Origin of the sequence: Nocardia sp. NPDC050697 (assembly GCF_040654395.1) — a bacterium.
Taxonomy (GTDB): domain Bacteria; phylum Actinomycetota; class Actinomycetes; order Mycobacteriales; family Mycobacteriaceae; genus Nocardia.
Genome location: NZ_JBFAHY010000007.1, coordinates 407,929 through 429,018, shown reverse-complemented (window position 1 = coordinate 429,018; position 21,090 = coordinate 407,929). Strand labels below are relative to the sequence as shown.

Annotated in this window: 1 protein-coding gene (only partly in view); it reads left to right on the top strand. The window is 75.7% G+C overall.

What is annotated here, in order from left to right; genetic code table 11:
* Positions 1-21,090: the 3' portion of a non-ribosomal peptide synthase/polyketide synthase gene (locus AB0H71_RS25080; RefSeq protein ID WP_357025475.1), read on the top strand. 4,191 nt of this gene lie to the left of the window's left edge; the window shows 21,090 of its 25,281 coding nt (coding positions 4,192-25,281); its start codon lies beyond the left edge, outside the window; the stop codon is at positions 21,088-21,090.

The window sequence follows — 21,090 nt, the reverse complement described above, 5'->3', positions numbered from 1 at the left end:
GGCGGGCAGCGCGACGCCCGCTACATCGCCGAGCTGGTGCGCAGCCACGGCGTCACGCGCACCGATTTCGTCCCGTCCATGCTCGCGGTCTTCGCCCAGCACGCCCGCCCCGCCGAGATGGCGACGCTGCGCGATGTCTTCGTGATCGGCGAGGCGCTGCCGCCGGAGACGGTCGCCAGGGTGAGCTGGGCCCGGGTGCACAATATCTACGGCCCCACCGAGGCGGCGGTCTCGATCACCGCGCAGGAGGCGACTCCCGAGGACACCGCCATCGGCGCCCCGGAGTGGAATTCCCAGGTCTACGTGCTGGATTCGCGGCTGCGGCCGGTCCCGGTCGGGGTGCGCGGCGAGCTGTACCTGGGCGGGGTCCAGCTGGCCCGCGGGTACGCGGGCCGCCCGGATCTGAGTGCGGACCGCTTCGTGGCCAACCCCTTCGGCGACGGCACCCGGCTCTACCGCACCGGCGACGTGGTGTCGTGGCGCAAGGACGGCGTGTTGGTCTACGCCGGGCGCGTCGACTTCCAGGTGAAGTTCCGCGGCCAGCGCATCGAGTTCGGCGAGATCGAGACCGCGCTGCTCGCGGTGCCCGGCGTCACCCAGGCCGTGGTCCTGGTGCTAGACGGCCAGCACCTGGCCGGGTACGTGACCGGCGCGGTCGACGGCGCGGCGGTGCGCGAGGCGGTCACCGCCGCGCTGCCCGCCTACATGGTCCCGGCCGTGGTCACCGCGCTCGCGGAGTTCCCGCTGAACCCCTCCGGCAAGCTGGACCGCAGAGCGCTGCCCGCGCCGGAGTTCGCCGCGGTGGAGTTCCGCGCCCCCGAGACCGGCACCCAGACCCTGGTCGCCCAGACCTTCGCCGAGGTGCTGCGGCTGGACCGGGCCGGGCTGGACGACGACTTCTTCGCGCTCGGCGGCAGCTCGCTCGACGCCACCCAGGTGACCGCGCGGCTCAGCGAGGCGCTGGCGGTGCGGGTGCCGGTGCGCATCCTCTTCGAGACCTCCGAGGTGGCCGGGCTGGCCGCCGCGCTGGATCGGCTGCTCGGCGCCGAGACGGTGCCCGCCCGCCCGGCGCGCGGGGAACGGCCGCCGACCGTCCCGCTCTCCCCGGCGCAGCGGCGGCTCTGGTTCCTGAACCGGATCGAGGTGCAGGACGGCGCGGACAGCGTCTACAACCTGCCCGTCGTGCTCCGGCTGCGCGGCGCGCTCGCGGTGGATGCCCTGGATCGGGCGGTGCTGGACGTGCTGGTCCGGCACGAATCGCTGCGCACCGTCTTCCCGGACGACGGCGCGGGGCCGCACCAGCTGGTCGTGCCCACCGAGGAGATCGGGCTCGGCCTCGCCCCGGTGCCGGTCCCGGCGGACGGCGTCACCGAGGCGATCGCCTCGGTGGTCGCCGCGGTCTTCGACGTCACCGTCGAGCTGCCGGTGCGGGTGGTGCTGCTCGGCATCGAACCCGACGACCACGTGCTGGTCCTCGCGGTGCACCACATCGCCGCCGACGCGCTCTCGCTGCCGCCGCTCGTCACCGACCTGGTGCGCGCCTACCGGGCGCGGGCCGAGGGCACCGCGCCGGAGTTCGGCGAGCTGGAGGTGCAGTACGCCGACTACGCGCTGTGGCAGCACCAGGTGCTCGGCGACCCCGCCGACCCCCGCTCGCTCGCGCACCGCCAACTGGCCTTCTGGCGCACCACGCTGGCCGGCGCGCCAGCCGTCTCCACCCTGCCCGCGGATCGGCAGCGCCCCGCCCGGCCGACCAATCGCGGTGCCGCCGTCCCGCTCTCGATCGACGCGGCCACCGGCGCCGCCGTGCGCGCGCTGGCCAAGCGGGCCGGGGCGACGCCGTTCATGGTGCTGCACGCCGCGCTCGCGCTCACCCTCGGCCGGGCCGCGGGCAGCACCGACGTGCTGCTCGGCACCCCCGTCGGCGGGCGCGGCGACCGCGCGCTGGACCCGCTGGTCGGCATGTTCGTGAACACCCTCGTGCTGCGCACCCGGTTCGAGCCGGATGCCGGGTTCGGGACCTTCCTGCGGGCGGTCCGTGCTGCCGATCTCGCGGCCTTCGGCACCGCCGAGCTGCCCTTCGAGGACGTGGTCGACGCGCTCGCCGTCGACCGGAGCAGCGGCGCCCCGCCGCTCTTCCAGGTGCTGTTCAGCTACGCCGAGCCGCAGCCCGCCTTCGCCGGACACCCGGCGCTGCGGGTGCCGGGGCTCGCTGTGCACCCGGTCGAGGTCGAGGACCCGACGGTCAAGGTCGACCTGCACCTGGTGCTCACCGAGCGCACCGGCGACAGCGGGCTGGACGGCAGCCTGCGCTACGCCGTCGAGCTGTACGACGACAGCACCGTCACCGCCTTCGCCGAGCGGCTGCTCCGGGTGCTCGCCGCGGTGACCGCGGTGCCGGAGGCCCCGGTCGGGGATGTCGCGCTGCTCGACGCCACCGAGCGGTACCGGGTGCTGCGGCACTGGAACGACACCGCCCGCGAGCTGCCCGCCGCCACCCTGGCCGGGCTCTTCACCGCGCAGGTCGCCCGCACCCCGGACGCCATCGCGCTCACCGCGGGCGACACCCACCTGCGCTACACCGAGCTCGCCGAGCGGGCGCAGCGGCTGGCCCGGCTGCTCATCGGGCGCGGGGTCGGGCCGGACACCCTGGTCGCGCTCGGCATGCGCCGCTCGATCGACCTGGTCACCGGTATGTACGCGGTGATCCTCGCGGGCGGTGCGTACCTGCCGCTCGACCCGGACCACCCGGTCGAGCGCACCGCGCACATCGTCGGCACCGCCGTCCCGCTGCTCGCGCTCACCTCCGGCGCGGAGCTGCCGCGCGAGATCCCGGTGCCGCGGCTGCGCATCGACCGGCTCGACCTGGGCGGGTACCCGGCGGGGCCGATCACCGACGCCGAGCGGCGCGCGCCGCTGCGCCCGGAGCACCTGGCGTACGTGCTCTTCACCTCCGGCTCCACCGGGCGGCCCAAGGGCGTCGCCATGACGCACGCCGCCGTCGCGAACCGGCTGCGCTGGATGCAGGGCGCGCACCTGCCGCTCGACCACACCGACGTGCTGCTGCAGAAGACCCCGGTGACCTTCGACGTCTCGGTGCCGGAGTTCTTCTGGCCGTTGCAGGTGGGGGCGCGACTGGTGCTGGCGCGGCCGGACGGCCACCAGGACCCCGCCTACCTGGCCGAGCTCATGCGCCGCGAGGGCGTCACGGTGGCGCACTTCGTGCCGTCCATGCTCGCGGTCTTCCTGGCCGGGGAGCCGGAGGTGCCCGCGCTGCGGCACGTGCTGAGCTCCGGTGAGGCGCTGCCCGCGGCGTCGGCGCAGCGGATGCGGGCGCTCGGGGTCCGGGTGCACAACATGTACGGCCCCACCGAGACCGCGGTCGAACTGACGCTGCACGAGGTGCACGACGGCGACAGCGGGATCGTGCCGATCGGGCACCCGATCTGGAACACCGCCGCCTACGTCCTCGACGCGCGGCTGCACCCGGTGCCGGTCGGCACCCCCGGTGAGCTGTATCTGGCCGGGGTCCAGCTGGCCCGGGGCTACCTGGGCCGGGCCGGGCTCACCGCCGACCGCTTCGTCGCCGACCCGTTCGGCGCGCCGGGCAGCAGGCTCTACCGCAGCGGTGACCTGGTGGTCCGGCGGGCCGATGGCGAGCTGGAGTTCCTCGGCCGCACCGATTTCCAGGTCAAGGTTCGCGGGCTGCGCATCGAGCTCGGCGAGATCGAGACCGCGCTCCTCGCGCTCCCCGGCATCGCCCAGGCGGCCGTCCTCGTCCGCGACCCGGGCACGGGTCCGGTACTGGTCGCGTACCTGGTCGGCGACCCGGCGGCGAGCGCGCGCCCCGGCGAATCGGCGCGGGCCACCTTCGGCCCGGCCGCTAGCGCGCACTCCGACGACGATGGGGCGCAGGCCATTTCCGGTCCGGCCGCGAGCGCGCCCATCGACACGCACCGGGTGCGCGAAGCGCTGACCCGCTCGCTCCCGGCTTACATGGTCCCGACCACCTACGTGGTCCTCCCGGAATTCCCGCGCACCGCCTCGGGCAAGCTGGACCGCACCGCCCTCCCGGCCCCGGAGCAACCGACCACCACCTTCCGCCCCCCGGCGGGCGAGGCGGAAACCCTGGTCGCCGAGACCTTCGCCACCCTGCTCGGAGCAGAACGCATCGGCCGCGACGACGACTTCTTCGCCCTGGGTGGCAACTCCCTCATCGCCACCCAGCTCGCCGCCCGCCTGAGCGCCGAGACCGGCGCGATGGTCCCGGTCCGCGCCGTTTTCGACGCCGCGACCGTCCGCGCCCTCGCCACCCTCGTCGAACCCGCCCTGCGCGAGCAGCGGCACGCGGCCGACGCCCTGCCGCCCATCACCGCCCGCCCGCGCGAGGGCGCCGTCCCGCTCTCCATCGCCCAGCAGCGCATGTGGTTCCTGAACCGCTTCGACGGCGGCAGCGGCGGCTACAACATCCCCTTCGCGCTCCGGCTCACCGGCGCACTCGACGTGGACGCCCTGCGCGCCGCCGTGGACGACGTCCTCGCCAGGCACGAGACCCTGCGCACCGTCTACCCCGAGCACGACGGCGCCGCCACCCAGCTGGTGCTCCCCGCGGGCACCGAGCTGGTCGACCTGGTGGTCCGCACCGTGCGCCCCGCCGAGCTCCCGGCCCTGGTCGCCGCGGTGACCGGCACCGGCTTCGACGTCACCGCCGAGGTGCCGCTGCGCGCCCGGCTGCTCCGCGTCACCGACGACCCGGCCGCCGAGGTCCCGCCCGGCCGCCAGGAGCACGTCCTGCTCTTCGTGGTGCACCACATCGCCGCCGACGGCTGGTCCTTCGCCCCGTTGACCCGCGACCTCACCGCCGCCTACGTGGCCCGCCGCGCGGGCGCCGCCCCGAACTGGCGCCCGCTCGAGGTGCAGTACGCCGACGTGGCGCTCTGGCAGCGCGATGTGCTCGGCGCCGCCGACGACCCGGGCTCGGTGCTCGGCCGCCAGCTCGGCTACTGGTCGCGGCAGCTGGCCGGGGTACCGGAGCTGCTGCCGCTGCCCACCGACCGCGCCCGCCCCGCCGTGGCGGGCAACCGCGGCGGCGCCGTCACCGCCACGCTGGACGCCGCGCTGCACCGTGCCGTCCGGGAGACCGCCGCCGCGCACCGCGCGACGCCGTTCATGGTGCTGCACACCGCGCTCGCGGTGCTGCTCGCCCGGTTCTCCGGCACCGCCGACGTGGTGATCGGCGCCCCGGTGGCCGGCCGCGGCGATGCCGCGCTGGACGAGCTGGTCGGCATGTTCGTCAACACCCTGGTCCTGCGCACCGAGGTGCGCCCCGACCAGCCGCTCGCCGAGCTGCTCACCGCCGTGCGCGGCACCGACCTGGCCGCCTTCGACCACGCCGCCGTCCCCTTCGAGCAGCTGGTCGAGGTGCTGAGCCCGGTGCGCTCGCAGGCGCACGCCCCGCTCTACCAGGTGGCGCTCACCCTGCAGAACCACGCCAAGCCGGAGTTCCGGCTGCACCGCCTCGCCATCGCCGCCCTCGAGGTCGGCCCGGCCCCCATCCAGGTGGACCAGGACTGGACGCTCACCGAGCGCACCGAGGACGGCGCACCGGCCGGTATCGACATCTACCTGCACTACGCCGCCGAGCTCTTCGACCCGGAGACCGCGCACGGCTTCGTCGCCGCCTTCGAGCGGGTGCTGCGCACCCTGGTCCGCGACCCCGCCACGCCGGTCGAGGCGGTCGAGCTGCACTCGGCCGCCGAGCGCGACCTGCTGCTGGTCCAGCGCAATGCCACCGCGCGGCCGCTGCCCGCGCAGACCCTGGACGACCTGCTCCCGGCCCGCGCCGCCGCCGACCCCGGCGGCACCGCCGCGCTCTTCGAGGGCGCCGCGCTCACTTACGCCGAGCTGGAGACCCGGGTGCGCGGGCTGGCCCGTGCGCTGATCGCGCGCGGCGTCGGCCCGGAGACGGTGGTCGGCATCGCGGCGCACCGCGGGCTGGACCTGCTGGTCGCGCTGTACGCGGTGGTCCGGGCGGGCGGCGCCTACCTGCCGCTGGACCCGGAGCACCCGGCCGAGCGGCTGAACCGGCTGCTCGCCGACGCCGAGCCGCTGCTGGTCCTGGCCCCGACCGGCTCCGGGCTGCCGGAGCTGGACGGTGCCCCGGTGCTCGACATCGCCGAACTCGAGGCGGCGCAACCCGACTCCGGCCCCTGGCACGACGCCGAGCGGCTCCGCCCGCTGCGCCCGGAGAACACCGCCTACATCCTCTTCACCTCCGGCTCCACCGGCAGGCCGAAGGGCGTCACGGTGAGCCACCGCGCCATCGTGAACCAGCTGCGCTGGCTGGAGTTCCGCTACGGCGTCACCGCCGCCGACCGCATCCTGCAGCGCGCGCCGCTCACCTTCGACGTCTCGGTCTGGGAGGTCTTCCTCCCGGTGGCGGTCGGCGCCCCGCTGGTGATCGCCAAGCCCGGCGGCCACCTGGACCTGGCCTACTTCGCGGAGCTGCTGCGCACGCACCGGATCACCATCGCCGAGTACGTGCCGTCGGTGCTGGCCGCGCTGCTCGCCGAGGGCATGGGCGACGCGCTCGCCTCCTTCCGGCACCTGCACTGCGGCGGCGAGGCGCTCACGCCGGACCTGCTGGTCGCGCTGCGTGGCGTGGTCGGGGGCGCGCTGCACAATGCCTACGGCCCCACCGAGGCCGCGATCTCGGCGGTCTACCACGAGTTCACCGCGGCCGACGCGGAGTCGGGGCGCGATGTCGCCATCGGCAGGCCCTGCTGGAACACCCGCGTCTACGTGCTGGACGCCAGGCTGCGGCCGGTGCCCGCGGGGGTGATCGGCGAGCTGTACCTGGCCGGTGCACAGCTGGCGCGCGGCTACCACGGCCGCTCCGGGCTCACCGCCGAGCGCTTCGTCGCCGATCCCTTCGGGACGCGGGGCGAGGTCATGTACCGCACCGGCGACCTGGTGCGCTGGAACCGCGAGGGCGACCTGGTGTACCTGGGCCGCAACGACTTCCAGCTCAAGCTGCGCGGGCAGCGGATCGAGCTGGGCGAGATCGAGAGCGCGCTGGCCGCCGTGCCCGGCGTCGCCAATGCCGCGGTGCTGGTGGCGCGGGACGCCACCGGACAGGACGTGCTGGTCGGGTATGTCAGCGGGACCGGGCTGCGCGCCGAGGCGGTGCTGGCCGCGGTGCGCGACCGGCTGCCCGCCGCCATGGTCCCGGCCCGGCTGCGGGTGCTCGCGGACATGCCGCGCACCACCGTCGGCAAGCTGGACCGCGCCGCGCTGCCACCCTTCGAGGCGGCGGACGCCGCGGTGCACTTCCGCGCCCCGCGCGAGGGGGCGGAGTCGGTGCTGGCGGCGCTCGTCGCCGAGCTGCTCGGCACGTCGGCGCCGATCGGCGCGGACGACGACTTCTTCGCCCGCGGCGGCAACTCGCTGCTCGCCATGCGGCTGGTGGCCAGGGCGAATGCCGCGCTCGGCGGGGCGCTCACGGTCCGCGAGGTCTTCGCCGCCCCGACCCCCGCGCTGCTCGCCGCCCGGGTGACCACCGGTACCGCGCGGCCCGCGCTCACCGCGCGGCCGCGCCCCGAGCGGGTGCCGCTCTCGCTGGCGCAGACCCGGATGTGGCTGCTCAACCGGCTCGACCCGGAGTCGGCGGTGTACCACATCCCGATCACCATCCGGCTGCGCGGTGCGCTCGACGAGCCCGCGCTGCGCGCCGCGCTGCGCGATGTGGTGCAGCGGCACGAGGCGCTGCGCACCGTCTTCCCCGACGACGGCGCGGGCCCGCACCAGCGGGTTCTCGCGGACTACCCGCTCGCCCTTCCGGTCACCGACGCCACCGAATCCGCGCTCCAGGCAACGATCCTCGCGCTCACCGGCACCGGTTTCGACCTGCGCACCGACCTCCCGCTGCGCGCCGCGCTGTACCGCCTCGATCCGCACGACCACGTGCTGGCCGTGGTCGTGCACCACATCGCCGCCGACGGCGTCTCCACCGCGCCCCTGGCCCGCGACCTCATGACGGCCTACACGGCCCGCTCCGCGCGGGTCGCCGACCCGGCTCTCGCCCCCGCGCCCGAATGGGCCCCGCTTCCGGTGCAGTACGCCGACTTCACCCTCTGGCAGCACGAGACGCTCGGCGACGCAGCCGACCCGGACTCCGTCCTGGCCGACCAGATCCGCTTCTGGCGGGAGGAACTCGCCGCCCTGCCCCCGCTCCTCGAACTCCCCACCGACCGCCCCCGCCCGCCGGTCGCCACCGGCCGCGGCGCCACCGTCGACTTCGCCATCGGCCCGGAGCTGACCGGGGCGGTCACCGAGCTGGCCAGGGCGCACGGCGTCTCCACCTTCATGGTCCTGCACGCCGCCTACGCCACCCTGCTCGGGCTGCTCTCCGGCAGCACCGATATCGCGCTCGGCACCCCGGTGGCGGGCCGCGGCGAGCAGGCGCTGGACGACCTGGTCGGCATGTTCGTGAACACCCTGGTCCTGCGCACCCCGGTGCACCCCGGCGCCACCTTCGCCGAGCTGCTGCGCACCGTGCGCGAGCGCGACGTCCGCGCCTTCGGCCACGCCGACCTGCCCTTCGAGCGGCTGGTGGAGGAGCTGGACCCGGTCCGCTCCCGGGCGCACGCCCCGATCGTGCAGACCCTCCTCACCTTCGAGCACCGCGACGACACCGTGCTCCGGCTCCCCGGCCTCGAGGTCGCCGCCTACCCCCTGGCCAACGACACCGCCCAGTTCGACCTGGCGCTGGAGCTCACCGAGCACGGCACCGATTCCGGCACCGCGCTGCGCGCGCTCCTCCGCTACGCCACCGACCTCTTCGACCCGGCCACCGTCGCCGCGCTCGCCGCCCGCTTCGTCCGGGTGCTCGAGTTCGCGGTGGCGGACCCGCAGCGTCGCCTCGGCGCCATCGACCTGCTCGACCCCGCCGAGCGCCACCGGGTACTCACCGCCTGGAACGCCACCGAGCACCCCGGCGCCCCCGGCGCGACCCTGACCACGCTCTTCGAGCGCCAGGTCGCCCGCACCCCCGACGCCACCGCCCTGCGCTCCGGCGACACCACCCTGAGCTACGCCGAGCTCGCCGCCCGGGTGCACCGGCTGGCCCGCTGGCTCACCGGCCAGGGTGTCGGCCCCGACTCCATCGTGGCGCTCGGCATGCGGCGCTGCGTGGACCAGGTGGTCGGCATGTACGCGGTGCTCGCCACGGGCGGCGCCTACCTGCCGGTGGACCCGGACCACCCGGCCGAGCGGGTGGAGTACGTGCTGGCCACGGCGCGCCCGCTGCTCATGCTCACCTCCGGCTTCGACCCGGAGTCCGGCGGGGTCAGGCAGGTGCGGATCGACCGGCTGGAGCTCTCCGGCTTCGCCGGGACCCCGCTCACCCAGGTGGATCTGCTCGGCGTCCCGCAGCCGGGGCACGCCGCCTACGTGCTCTTCACCTCCGGCTCGACCGGCCGCCCCAAGGGCGTGGTGGTCACGCACGCGGCCATCGTGAACCGGCTGGTGTGGATGCAGGAGCGGTACCGGCTCACCGCGGACGACGTGGTGCTGCAGAAGACCCCGGCCACCTTCGACGTGTCGGTGTGGGAGTTCTTCTGGCCGCTGCAGGTCGGTGCCGCGCTGGTGCTGGCCGGGCCGGACGGGCACCGGGATCCGGCGCAGCTGGCGGCGCTGATCGCCGATGCCGGGGTGACGGCGGTGCACTTCGTGCCGTCGGTGCTCGCGGTGTACCTGGAGGAGCCGCGGGCCGCCGAGCGGGCTCGGCTGCGGCACCTCTTCGCCTCCGGCGAGGCGCTGCCCGCCGGGATCGCGCAACGGGCGCGGGCGCTCACCGGCGCCGCGGTGCACAACCTGTACGGCCCCACCGAGGCCGCTGTCGACGTCACCCACCACACCGTGGCCGATGCCGACGCCGAGTCGGTGCCGATCGGCGCTCCGGTCTTCAATACCCGTCTCTACGTGCTGGATTCCCGGCTGCGGCCGGTGCCGGTCGGGGTCCCCGGCGAGCTGTACCTGGCGGGCGTCCAGCTCGCCCAGGGCTACCTGGCGCGCCCCGACCTCACCGCGGACCGCTTCGTCGCCGCGCCCTTCGGCCCGGCCGGTGCGCGCATGTACCGCACCGGCGACCTGGTCCGCCGCCGCGCCGACGGTGAACTGGAGTACCTCGGCCGCACCGACTTCCAGGTCAAGCTGCGCGGGCTGCGCATCGAGCTCGGCGAGATCGAGGCCGCGCTCACCGCGCTCCCCGGCGTGCGCCGCGCCGTCGCCGCGGTCTGCTCCGACGAGCACCGCGGTGACCAGCTCGTCGCCTACGTGGTGCCCGGTACCGACGCCGACGCCGCCCGTCGCGCGCTGGCGGAACGCCTGCCCGCGTACATGATTCCCGCCGCCTTCGTCCCGCTGGACACCCTGCCGCTCAACCCCTCCGGCAAACTCGACCGCACCGCCCTCCCGGCCCCGGAGTTCGAGTCCACCACCTTCCGCGCCCCGGAGACCGGCACCGAACGCCTGGTCGCCCGGATCCTCGGCGACCTCCTCGGCACCACCGAGATCGGCGCCGACGACGACTTCTTCGCGCTCGGCGGCAACTCCCTGCTCGCCACCCGCCTGGTGGCCAGGCTCGGCGCCGAACTCGCCGCCGAACTCCCCGTGCGCCTGGTCTTCGAGGCTCCGACGGTCGCGGCGCTCGCCGCCCGCGCGGAACGCCTCGCCGGCACCGGCAACCGCCCCGCGCTCACCCGCCGCCCGCGCACCGAGCTGGTTCCGCTCTCCCCGGCCCAGCAGCGCATGTGGTTCCTGAACCGCTTCGACCCGGCCGAGACGGTGAACAATATCCCCGCCGTCATCCGGCTCACCGGCCCGCTGGACGTCGCCGCGCTCACCGCCGCGCTCGGCGACGTGGTCGCCAGGCACGAAACCCTGCGCACGCTCTACCCCGACCTGGACGGCACCGGCTGGCAGCGGGTGCTCCCCGCGGACCGAGCGCCCGCGCTCACCGTCACCGACGAGCCGGACCCGGCCCGCGCGGTGGCCGAGCTGGCGGCCACCCCCTTCGACGTCACCGCCGAGATCCCGGTCCGGATCGCGCTGCTCAGGCAGGGCCCGGCCGCGCACGTGCTCGCGTTGATCCTGCACCACATCGCCGCCGACGGTTTCTCGCTCGGCCCGCTCGCCCGCGACCTCGCCACCGCCTACGCCGCGCGGGCCGATGGCGCCGCACCGGCCTGGACCCCGCTCCCGGTGCAGTACGCCGACTACGCGCTCTGGCAGCGCGAACTGCTCGGCGCCGAGGACGACCCCGGCTCCACCGCCGCCGCCCAGCTGGACTACTGGCGCACCGCGCTGCGCGGCGCCCCCGCCCAGCTCGACCTGCCCACCGACCGCCCGCGCCCCGCCGTCGCCTCGCACCGCGCGGGGGACACCGCGCTCCCGCTCGGCCCCGCGCTGGTCACCGCCATCGCCACGCTGGCCGCGGCGCACGACGCCACCCCGTTCATGGTCGTGCACGCCGCGCTCGCCACCCTGCTGGCCCGGCTCTCCGGCACCGCCGATATCGCCGTCGGCACCCCGGTGGCCGGGCGCGGCGCCGCCGAGCTCGACGACGTCATCGGCATGTTCGTGAACACCCTGGTGCTGCGCACCGAGGTCGACGCCGCCGCCCCCTTCGGCGCCGTGCTGCGCCGGGTGCGGGAGACCGACCTGGACGCCTTCGCGCACGCCGACATCCCCTTCGAGCGGCTGGTCGAGGTGCTCGACCCGCCGCGCTCGCAGGCCAGGCACCCGCTCTTCCAGGTCGCGCTCTTCTTCCAGAACCTGGAGCCGGTCGCGCTGGAAGTGGCCGGGCTGGCCCTGGCCGAGCACCGCGTCACCGAGGTCGGCACCCGCTTCGACCTGCAGCTCACCGTCACCGCCGACGCGCTGCGGCTCACCTACGCCGCCGACCTCTTCGACGAGCCGACGGTGCGCGGCTTCGGCGAGCGGCTGCTCCGGCTGCTGGCCGCCGTCACCGCGGCCCCGGAGCTGTCGGTCGGCGATATCGAGCTCTTCGAGCCGGGCGAGCGGCACCGGGTGCTCACCGAATGGAACGACTCCGCCCACGTTTCCTTCGGCTCCGAGCTGCTGCTGGACGAGTTCTCCGCGCAGGCCGCCGCCACCCCGTTCCACCCTGCGCTGGTCTTCGTCCCCGACGACGGCGGCGCCGTCACCACCATTACCTACGGTGATCTCTCGCGCCGGGTGAACCAGCTGGCCAGGCACCTGATCGAGCTCGGCGTCGGCCCGGAGGCGCTGGTCGCGCTCGCGCTGCGCCGCTCCATCGACCTGGTGGTGGCCATGTACGCGGTGCTGGAGGCGGGCGGCGCCTACGTGCCGATCGATCCGGATCACCCGGAGCGGCGCATCGCGCACATCCTGGAGACCGCGCGCCCCGCGGCGGTGCTCAGCATCGCCGGAACCGAGATCGCCTACGACGGCACCGTGCTCCGGCTGGACGAGCTGCGGCTGGACGGCTACCGCGACGACCCGATCGGCGCGGACGAGCGGCCGCTGCCGCTGCGCCCGGCGCACCCGGCGTACGTCATCTTCACCTCCGGCTCCACCGGCAAGCCCAAGGGCGTGAGCGTCTCGCACGCCGCCATCGTCAACCAGGCCAACTGGATGCTCTCCCGGTACCGGCTGGCGGCGGGCGAGGTGTACCTGCAGAAGACCGCGACCACCTTCGACGTCTCGCTGTGGGGGTACTTCCTGCCGCTGCGGGTCGGCGCCACCGTGGTGCTCGCCGCCCCCGGCGGCCACCGCGACCCCGGCTACCTCGCCGAGGTGATCGCCGGATACGGCGTCACCGCCACCGATTTCGTGCCCTCCATGCTCAGCGTCTTCGCCGCGCACGTGGCGGCGGCTGGCCGCGCGGCCGCGCTGGCCACGCTGCGGCAGGTCTTCGTGATCGGCGAGGCGCTGCCCGCGGAGACGGTGCGCGCCTTCGGCGCGGTGAGCCCGGCGGCGCTGCACAACCTGTACGGCCCCACCGAGGCCGCGGTCAGCATCACGCACCGCGAGGTCACCGGCGAGGCCGGCCGCACCGTGCTGCCGATCGGCACCCCGGAGTGGAACAGCCGCGTCTACGTGCTGGACAGCAGGCTGCGGCCGGCGCTGCCCGGCGTCGCGGGCGAGCTCTACCTGGCCGGCGTCCAGCTGGCCCGCGGCTACCAGGCCCGCCCCGACCTCACCGCGGACCGCTTCGTCGCCGACCCGTTCGGCGGGCCCGGGCAGCGCATGTACCGCACCGGCGACCTGGTGCGCTGGGACACCTCCGGCCACGCCCCCGAGCTGATCTACCTGGGCCGCACCGACTTCCAGGTGAAGTTCCGCGGCCAGCGGATCGAGCTCGGCGAGATCGAGGCGGTGCTGGCCGGTGTGCCCGGCGTGGCGCAGGCCGCGGTCCTCGTCGTCGGCGAGCACCTGGCCGGGTACCTGACCCCCGCGCCCGGCGCCGTGCTGGACGAGGCCGTTGTGCTCGCCGCGGCCGCCGCCGCGCTGCCCGCGTACATGGTCCCCGGCGTGCTCGTGGTGCTCGATTCCTTCCCGCTCAATGCCTCCGGCAAGCTGGACCGCGCCGCGCTGCCCGCCCCCGAGTTCGCGCGCACCGCCTACCGCCCGCCGGTGACCCCGGCGCAGCGGCAGGTCGCGGCGGCCTTCGAGGCGGTGCTCGGCGCCACCCCGATCGGGCTGGACGACGACTTCTTCGCGCTCGGCGGCAACTCGCTCAGCGCCACCAGGGTGATCGCCCGGCTCGGCGCGGCACTGGACCGCCGGGTGCCGGTGCGGCTGCTCTTCGAGGCGTCCGGGGTGGCGGCGCTCGCCGCGCGCGTCACCGCCGACTCCAGCGCGGGCGGCGTGATCCCGCTGCTGGCCGGAGCCCGCCCGGAGCGGCTGCCGCTGGCCCCGGTGCAGCGCGGCATGTGGCTGGCCAACCGGCTCGACCCCGGCTCCGCGGTGCACAACATCCCGGTCGCCGTCCGGCTGCACGGCGGGCTGGACACCGCCGCGCTCGCCGCCGCCTTCACCGACGTGGTGGCCAGGCACGAGGTGCTGCGCACCGTCTACCCGGCCGGGCCGGACGGCAGCGGCCACCAGGTGATCCTGCCCGCCGACCCGCCGCCGCTCCGGCTCGAGGTGCGGGAACCGGACGGCGCCCCGCTCGCCGAGCGGATCGGCGCGGTGCTGGCAGGCGGCTTCGACGTCACCGCCGCGGTACCGGTGCGCGCGGTGCTGCTGCGCGAGGACCCGACCAGCCAGGTGCTGGTCGCGGTGCTGCACCACGTGGCCGCCGACGGCTACTCCATGGCCCCGCTGCTGCGCGACCTCATGGCCGCCTACCTGGCCAGGGTGCTCGGCACCGAGCCGGCCTGGCCGCCGCTCACCGCTCAGTACGCCGACTACGCGCTCTGGCAGGCCGCCGCCGTCGCGGCGAGCGCCGAGACCGAGCTGGCCTTCTGGCGGGAAACCCTGCGCGACCTGCCCGACCCCGCGCTCCCCACCGACCGCCCGCGCCCCGCCGTCGCCAGCCACCGCGGCGGCACCGTGCGAGCCAGGATCGGCGCCGAGGTGGCCGACCGGGTGCACGCGCTGGCCGCCGCGCACCGGGCGACCCCGTTCATGGTCGTGCACACCGCGCTCGCGGTGCTGCTGGCCCGGCTCTCCGGCACCGCGGACGTGGTCGTCGGCACCCCGGTGGCCGGGCGCGGCGCGGCCGCGCTGGACGACCTGGTCGGCATGTTCGTGAACACCCTGGTGCTGCGCACCGAGATCGACACCGCGGCACCCTTCGCCGCGCTGCTCGGCACCGTCCGCACCGCCGACCTGGCCGCCTTCGGCCACGCCACCGTCCCCTTCGAGCGGGTCGTGGACGAGCTCGGCACCGAGCCGTCGCTGGCCAGGCATCCGCTCTTCACCGTCGCGCTCAGCTATCTGGCCGACGGCTCACCCGCGGGCGCCGCGACCGCGGTGCCCGGGCTGGACCCGAGCCCGGTGGAGTTCACCGAGGCGGTGGCCCGCTTCGACCTGCAGTTCACCGTGGCGGGCGACCCCGACGCCGACGGCCACCTGAGCGTCGAGCTCGACTACGCCACCGACCTCTTCGACGAGGGCACCGCCGCCGGGCTGCTGCGCCGCTTCGGCAGGCTGCTCGGCGCGCTCACCGCCGCCCCGGAGCGCCCCGCGGGCGATGCCGAGCTGCTCGGCCCGGCCGAGCGCGCCGCGCTGCTCGCGGCCCCGGCCGCCACCGTGCCGCCGCGCACCCTGCCCGAGCTCATGGCCGCCGCCGTCGCGCTGAACCCGGACGCCACCGCGCTCGTCGACGGCGTGCGCGAGCTGCACTACCGCGCCCTGGACGAGCGCTCGGCCCGGCTGGCCCGGCTGCTGATCGAGCACGGCGTCGGCGCCGAGGACACGGTCGCCGTCGCGGTGCCGCGCTCCGCGGAGTCGCTGCTCGCGCTCTGGGCGGTGGCCCGCACCGGCGCCACCTTCGTCCCGGTCGACCCCACCTACCCCGCCGAGCGGATCAGCCACATGCTCACCGACTCCGGTGCCGCGCTCGGGCTCACCGTCGGCGCCGTCCGCGCCGCGCTGCCCGGCGATATCGCGTGGATCGCGGTCGACGCCGCCGACACCGCGGCCCGGCTGCGCAACCTGCCGCCCGGCGCGGTGCGGCCGCTGCGCCCCATCCGGCCCGAGCACCCCGCCTGGATCATCTACACCTCCGGCTCCACCGGCGTGCCGAAGGGCGTGGTCGCCACGCACGGCGGGCTCGCCGGGGTGGCGGCCGCCCAGCTCGCCGCCTACCGGACCACCGCGGCCTCCCGGGTGCTGCACGTGGCCTCGCCCAGCTTCGACGCCTCCCTGCTGGAGCTGCTCCTCGCGCTGGCCGCGGGCGCTCGGCTGGTGATCGCGCCCGCCGGGGTGTACGGCGGGGCCGAGCTCACCGCGCTCATCCGGCGCGCCGGGGTCACGCACGCCTTCCTCACCCCGGCGGTGCTGCGCACCCTCGACCCGGAGCAGCTGCGCGGGCTCGCGCACCTCACCGTCGGCGGCGAGGCGTACGGCCGCGACCTGGTCGACCGCTGGGCGCCGGGCCGGGCCATGCACAACACCTACGGCCCCACCGAGACCACCATCATCACCAGCATCAGCGCCCCGCTGCGCGCGGGTGAGCCGTTCGACATGGGCGCGCCGATCGACGGCATGTCCGCGCTGGTCCTCGATGCCAGGCTGCGGCCGGTACCGGTGGGCGTGGTCGGCGAGCTGTACCTGCGCGGGCCCGGGCTGGCGCGCGGCTACCACCTGCGGCCGGGGCTCTCGGCCGGCCGCTTCGTGGCCGACCCCTACGGCCCGGCGGGCGGGCGGCTCTACCGCACCGGCGACCTGGTCGCCAGGACCGACGCGGGCGGGCTGCGTTACGCGGCCCGCGCCGACCAGCAGGTCAAGGTGCGCGGGCTGCGCATCGAGCTGGGCGAGATCGACGCGGTGCTCGCCGCGCACGGGTCGGTGGGCACGGCGGTCACGCTGGGGCACAAGGACCCCTCGGGGAACACGGCGCTGGTCGCCTACGTGGTACCGGCGCCCGGCCACACCGTGGATATCGCCGAGCTCACCGCGCACGCCGGGCGGTCGCTGGCGGGGTACATGGTGCCCGCCTCGATCACCGTGCTCGACGCGCTGCCGCTCACCCCGGTCGGCAAGCTGGACCGGAAGGCGCTGCCCGCGCCGGAGTTCCGCGCCACCGCGTTCCGCGAACCGCGCACCGCCGCCGAGATCGCGGTGGCCGAGGTCTTCGCCGAGCTGCTCGACCTGGAGCGGGCCGGGCTGGACGACGACTTCTTCGCGCTCGGCGGCAACTCGCTCACCGCCACCCAGCTGGCCGCGCGGCTCGCCGCCCGGCTCGGCACCCCGGTCGGGGTGCGCCGGGTGTTCGAGCACCCGACGGTCGCCGCGCTCGCCGCCGAACTCGGTGGCGCCGAGCTCGATTCCGCGCCCGCGCTGGTGCGGCGGGAGCGCACCGGGCCGATCCCGCTCTCGCTGGCCCAGCAGCGCATGTGGCTGCTGAACCGGCTCGATCCGGAGTCCACCGCCTACAACATCCCGCTCGCGGTGCGGCTCGGCGGCGAGCTCGATATCGCCGCGCTGGACGCCGCCGTCGCCGATGTGGTCGAGCGGCACGAGACGCTGCGCACGGTCTACCCGAAGACCGAGACCGGGCCGGTGCAGGTGGTGCTGCCCACCGCGGAGTCCGGGCGGCCGGTGCTGACCCCGATCCCGGTCGCCGCCGACGACCTGCTCGCCGCCGCGGGCGATTTCATCGGCGCCGGGTTCGACGTCACCGCCGCCGTGCCGGTGCGCGCCCGGCTCTTCGCCGTCACCGGTGCCTCGGACGCCCCGACGCTGCTGCCGAGCGCTGCCGACAGCACACCGCCCGCCGCACCCGAGCACGTCCTTGTGGTCGTCGTGCACCACATCGCCGCCGACGGCTCCTCGCTGGCCCCGCTGGCCCGCGACCTCGTGCTCGCCTACGCGGCCCGCCGCACCGGCACCGCACCGGCTTGGACCCCGCTCCCGGTGCAGTACGCCGACTTCAGCCGCTGGCAGCGCGAGACACTCGGCGCCGAGGACGACCCCGGCTCGCTCGTCACCCGCCAGCTCACCTTCTGGCGGGAGACCCTGGCCGAGCTGCCCGCCCAGCTCACCCTGCCGACCGACCGGCCGCGGCCGCCGGTGGTCTCCACCAGGGGCAGGCACCTGGACTTCACCGTCGACGCCGGGCTGCACGGCCGCCTCGCCGAGCTCGGCCGGGAGCGCGGGGCCACGCTCTTCATGGTGCTGCACGCCGCCTGGGCCACCCTGCTGGCCCGGCTCTCCGGGACCGCCGATATCGCCGTCGGCACGCCGGTGGCCGGGCGCGGCGCCGCCGAGCTGGACGATGTGGTCGGCATGTTCGTGAACACCCTGGTGCTGCGCGCCGAGGTGCGCGGCGCCGATCCGTTCGCGGAGCTGCTCACCCGGGTGCGGGCGGCCGATGTCGCGGCCTTCGCGCACGCCGACGTGCCGTTCGAGCGGCTGGTCGAGGTGCTGAATCCGGAGCGCTCCACCGCGCGGCACCCGCTCTTCCAGGTCGGGTTCTCCCTCCACAACCAGGCCGAGGCCGAGCTGGAGCTGGCCGGGTTGCGGGTGGGGGCGCTCGATATCGCCTCCGAGGTGTCGCAGTTCGATCTGCACCTGGTGATCACCGACCGGTACCACCCGGATGGTGCGCCGGCCGGGCTCGCGGCCTCGCTCACCTACGCGACGGCGCTCTTCGACGAATCCACCGTCGCCGGGTTCGCGGGGCGGCTGCACCGGCTGCTCGCCGCCGTCTGCGCCGAGCCGCGAATCGCCGTCGGCGATATCCCGCTGCTGGATGCCGCCGAGCGGGAGCGGCTGCTGCACACCTGGAATCGGCCCGATCGCTCGCTGCCCGGCCCGGCCACGCTGGTCAGCGGGTTCGAGGCGCAGGTGCGGCGGACCCCCGACGCGGTCGCGCTCGTCGACGGCGCGGTCACGGTCACCTACGCCGAGTTCGGTGCCCGGGTGAACCGCCTGGCCCGGCTGCTCGCCGGGCGTGGTCTCGGGCCGGAGAAGCTGGTGGCGCTCGCGCTTCCGCGCGGGATCGATCTGGTGGTCGGCATGTACGCGGTGGTCACCGCCGGTGCCGCCTACGTCCCGCTGGATCCCGCGCACCCCGCCGAGCGCACCGCCGCCGTCCTCGCGGCGGCCGATCCGCAGCTCGTGCTGACCTCCGCCGCCTGGCCGCATCCCCTGCCCGGCGAGCGGGAGTTGCTGAACGTCGCCGACGTCGTGGACAGTTCCAGCGCGCCCCTGCGCGATGACGAGCGCACCACCCCGCTCCGCCCGGACCACCCGGCCTACGTCATCTTCACCTCCGGCTCCACCGGCACCCCCAAGGGCGTCGCGCTCCCGCACGCCGCCGTCGCGCACCAGCTGGAGTGGATGCGGTCCGAGTACCGCCTCGGCACCGAGGACGCCGCCCTGCTCACCACCTCCGCCGCCTTCGACCTCTCGGTCTGGGAGTTCTGGCTGGCCCCGCGCACCGGCGCCCGCCTGGTCCTCGCCCCGCAGGGCGCCCAGCGCGACCCGCGCGCCCTGCTCGACCTGATCGAGCGCACCGGCGTCACCACCGTCACCCTGGTGCCGTCGCTGCTGGCCATGCTCGCCGAGACCACCGGCGCCGCCCCGCTCCCCGCGGCGCTGCGCCGCCTGCTGGTGATCGGCGAGGCGCTGCCCGCGGCCACCGTGCGCAGGGTCGCCGCGCTGACGAGCGCCCGGATCGACAACCTCTACGGCCCCACCGAGGCCGCGGTCTCGATCACCCGCTACCGCACCGAATCCGGGCTGCCCGGCCCGGTCACCCCGATCGGCACGCCGGAGGCGGGGTCGCGGGTGCACGTCCTCGACGACCGCATGCACCCGGTGCCGATCGGCGTCACCGGCGAGCTGTACCTGGCCGGCGCCCAGCTTGCCCGCGGCTACCACGCCCGCCCCGACCTCACCGCCGAGCGCTTCGTCGCCGACCCGTTCGGCGGGCCGGGGGAGCGGCTCTACCGCACCGGCGACCTGGTGCGCTGGAATGCCGAGGGGCAGCTGGAGTACGTGGAGCGCCGCGACTTCCAGGTCAAGGTGCGCGGCTACCGCATCGAGCTCGCCGATATCGAGCACGCGCTGCTCGCGCGGCCCGGGGTGCGCGCGGCGGCGGTGCTCGCGCACGGCTCCGGCGAGCACACCCTGCTCGCCGGGTACTACGCCGCCGACGCGGTCGACCCCGCCGCGCTGCGCGCCGCGCTCGCCGAGCGGCTCCCCGGCTACATGGTGCCCGCCGTGCTCGTCCCGCTCGACCGGCTGCCGCTCACCGCCAACGGCAAACTGGACCGGGCCGCGCTGCCCGCCCCCGAACTCGGCGCCGCCGAGTTCACCGCCCCCGCGACGGAGTTGGAGCACACGGTCTGCGCCGCCTTCGCCGCGGTGCTCGGCGCCGAGCGGATCGGCACCACCGACAACTTCTTCGAGCGCGGCGGCAACTCACTGCTCGCCACCACCCTGGCCGGGCAGCTGGCGGCCGCGCTCGGCGAAACCGTCTCCGTGGTCTGGCTCTTCGCCGCGCCCACCCCGGGCGGGCTGGCCGAGCGGATCGCCGCGCACCGGGCCGGACGCGGGCGGGTGGATCGCGAGGTGGCCTACGAGGTGCTGCTCCCGCTGCGCGCGGGCGGCGGCGCGGAGCCGCTCTTCTGCTTCGCCCCCGCGGGCGGGATCGCGTGGTCGTTCGCCGGGCTGGCCGCGCACGTCGACCGGGAGCGGCCGCTCTACGGCCTGCAGTCGCCGGTGCTCGCCGGGGAGCCGGAGCTGCCCGGCTCGCTCGCGGAGTGGGCCGTGCGCTGCGTCGACGAGATCCGTGCCGTGCAGCCCGACGGGCCGTACCACCTGCTCGGCTGGTCGCTCGGCGGGGTGCTCGCGCACGCCGTCGCGGTGGAGTTGCAGGATCGCGGCCAGCAGGTCGCGCTGCTCGGGATGATGGACAGCTCGCTCGAGGTGCCCGCCGAGCGGGACGGCTCCGTGGTCGTCGGTGACCTGCTCGGCGGGTTGCTCGGCGGCTCGGCGGCCGCCGGCCATCCGGTGCCCGGCTCCGCCCCGGCCACCCTCGGCGACCTCGCCACCCGCTTAGGCGACCTTCCCGAGCCCTTCGCCTCCTTCGGTGCCGACCGCCTGCACCGTGTCCTCGACGCCGGCGTCCGCTCCCTCGACCTGGTCGCCGGCTACCGCCCGCGCACCTACAAGGGCGACCTCGTCTACTTCACCGCCGCACTCGACGACCCCACCGGCGCCACCGGAGCGGCGGGCTGGGCGGGCGCCGTCGACGGCACCGTGCACAACCACGCGGTCCCGGCGACGCACTGGCACATGACCACCGAACCGGCGCTCTCCCGGATCGGCCACGTGCTCGCCGACCTCTGGACGCGGCACCCCTGA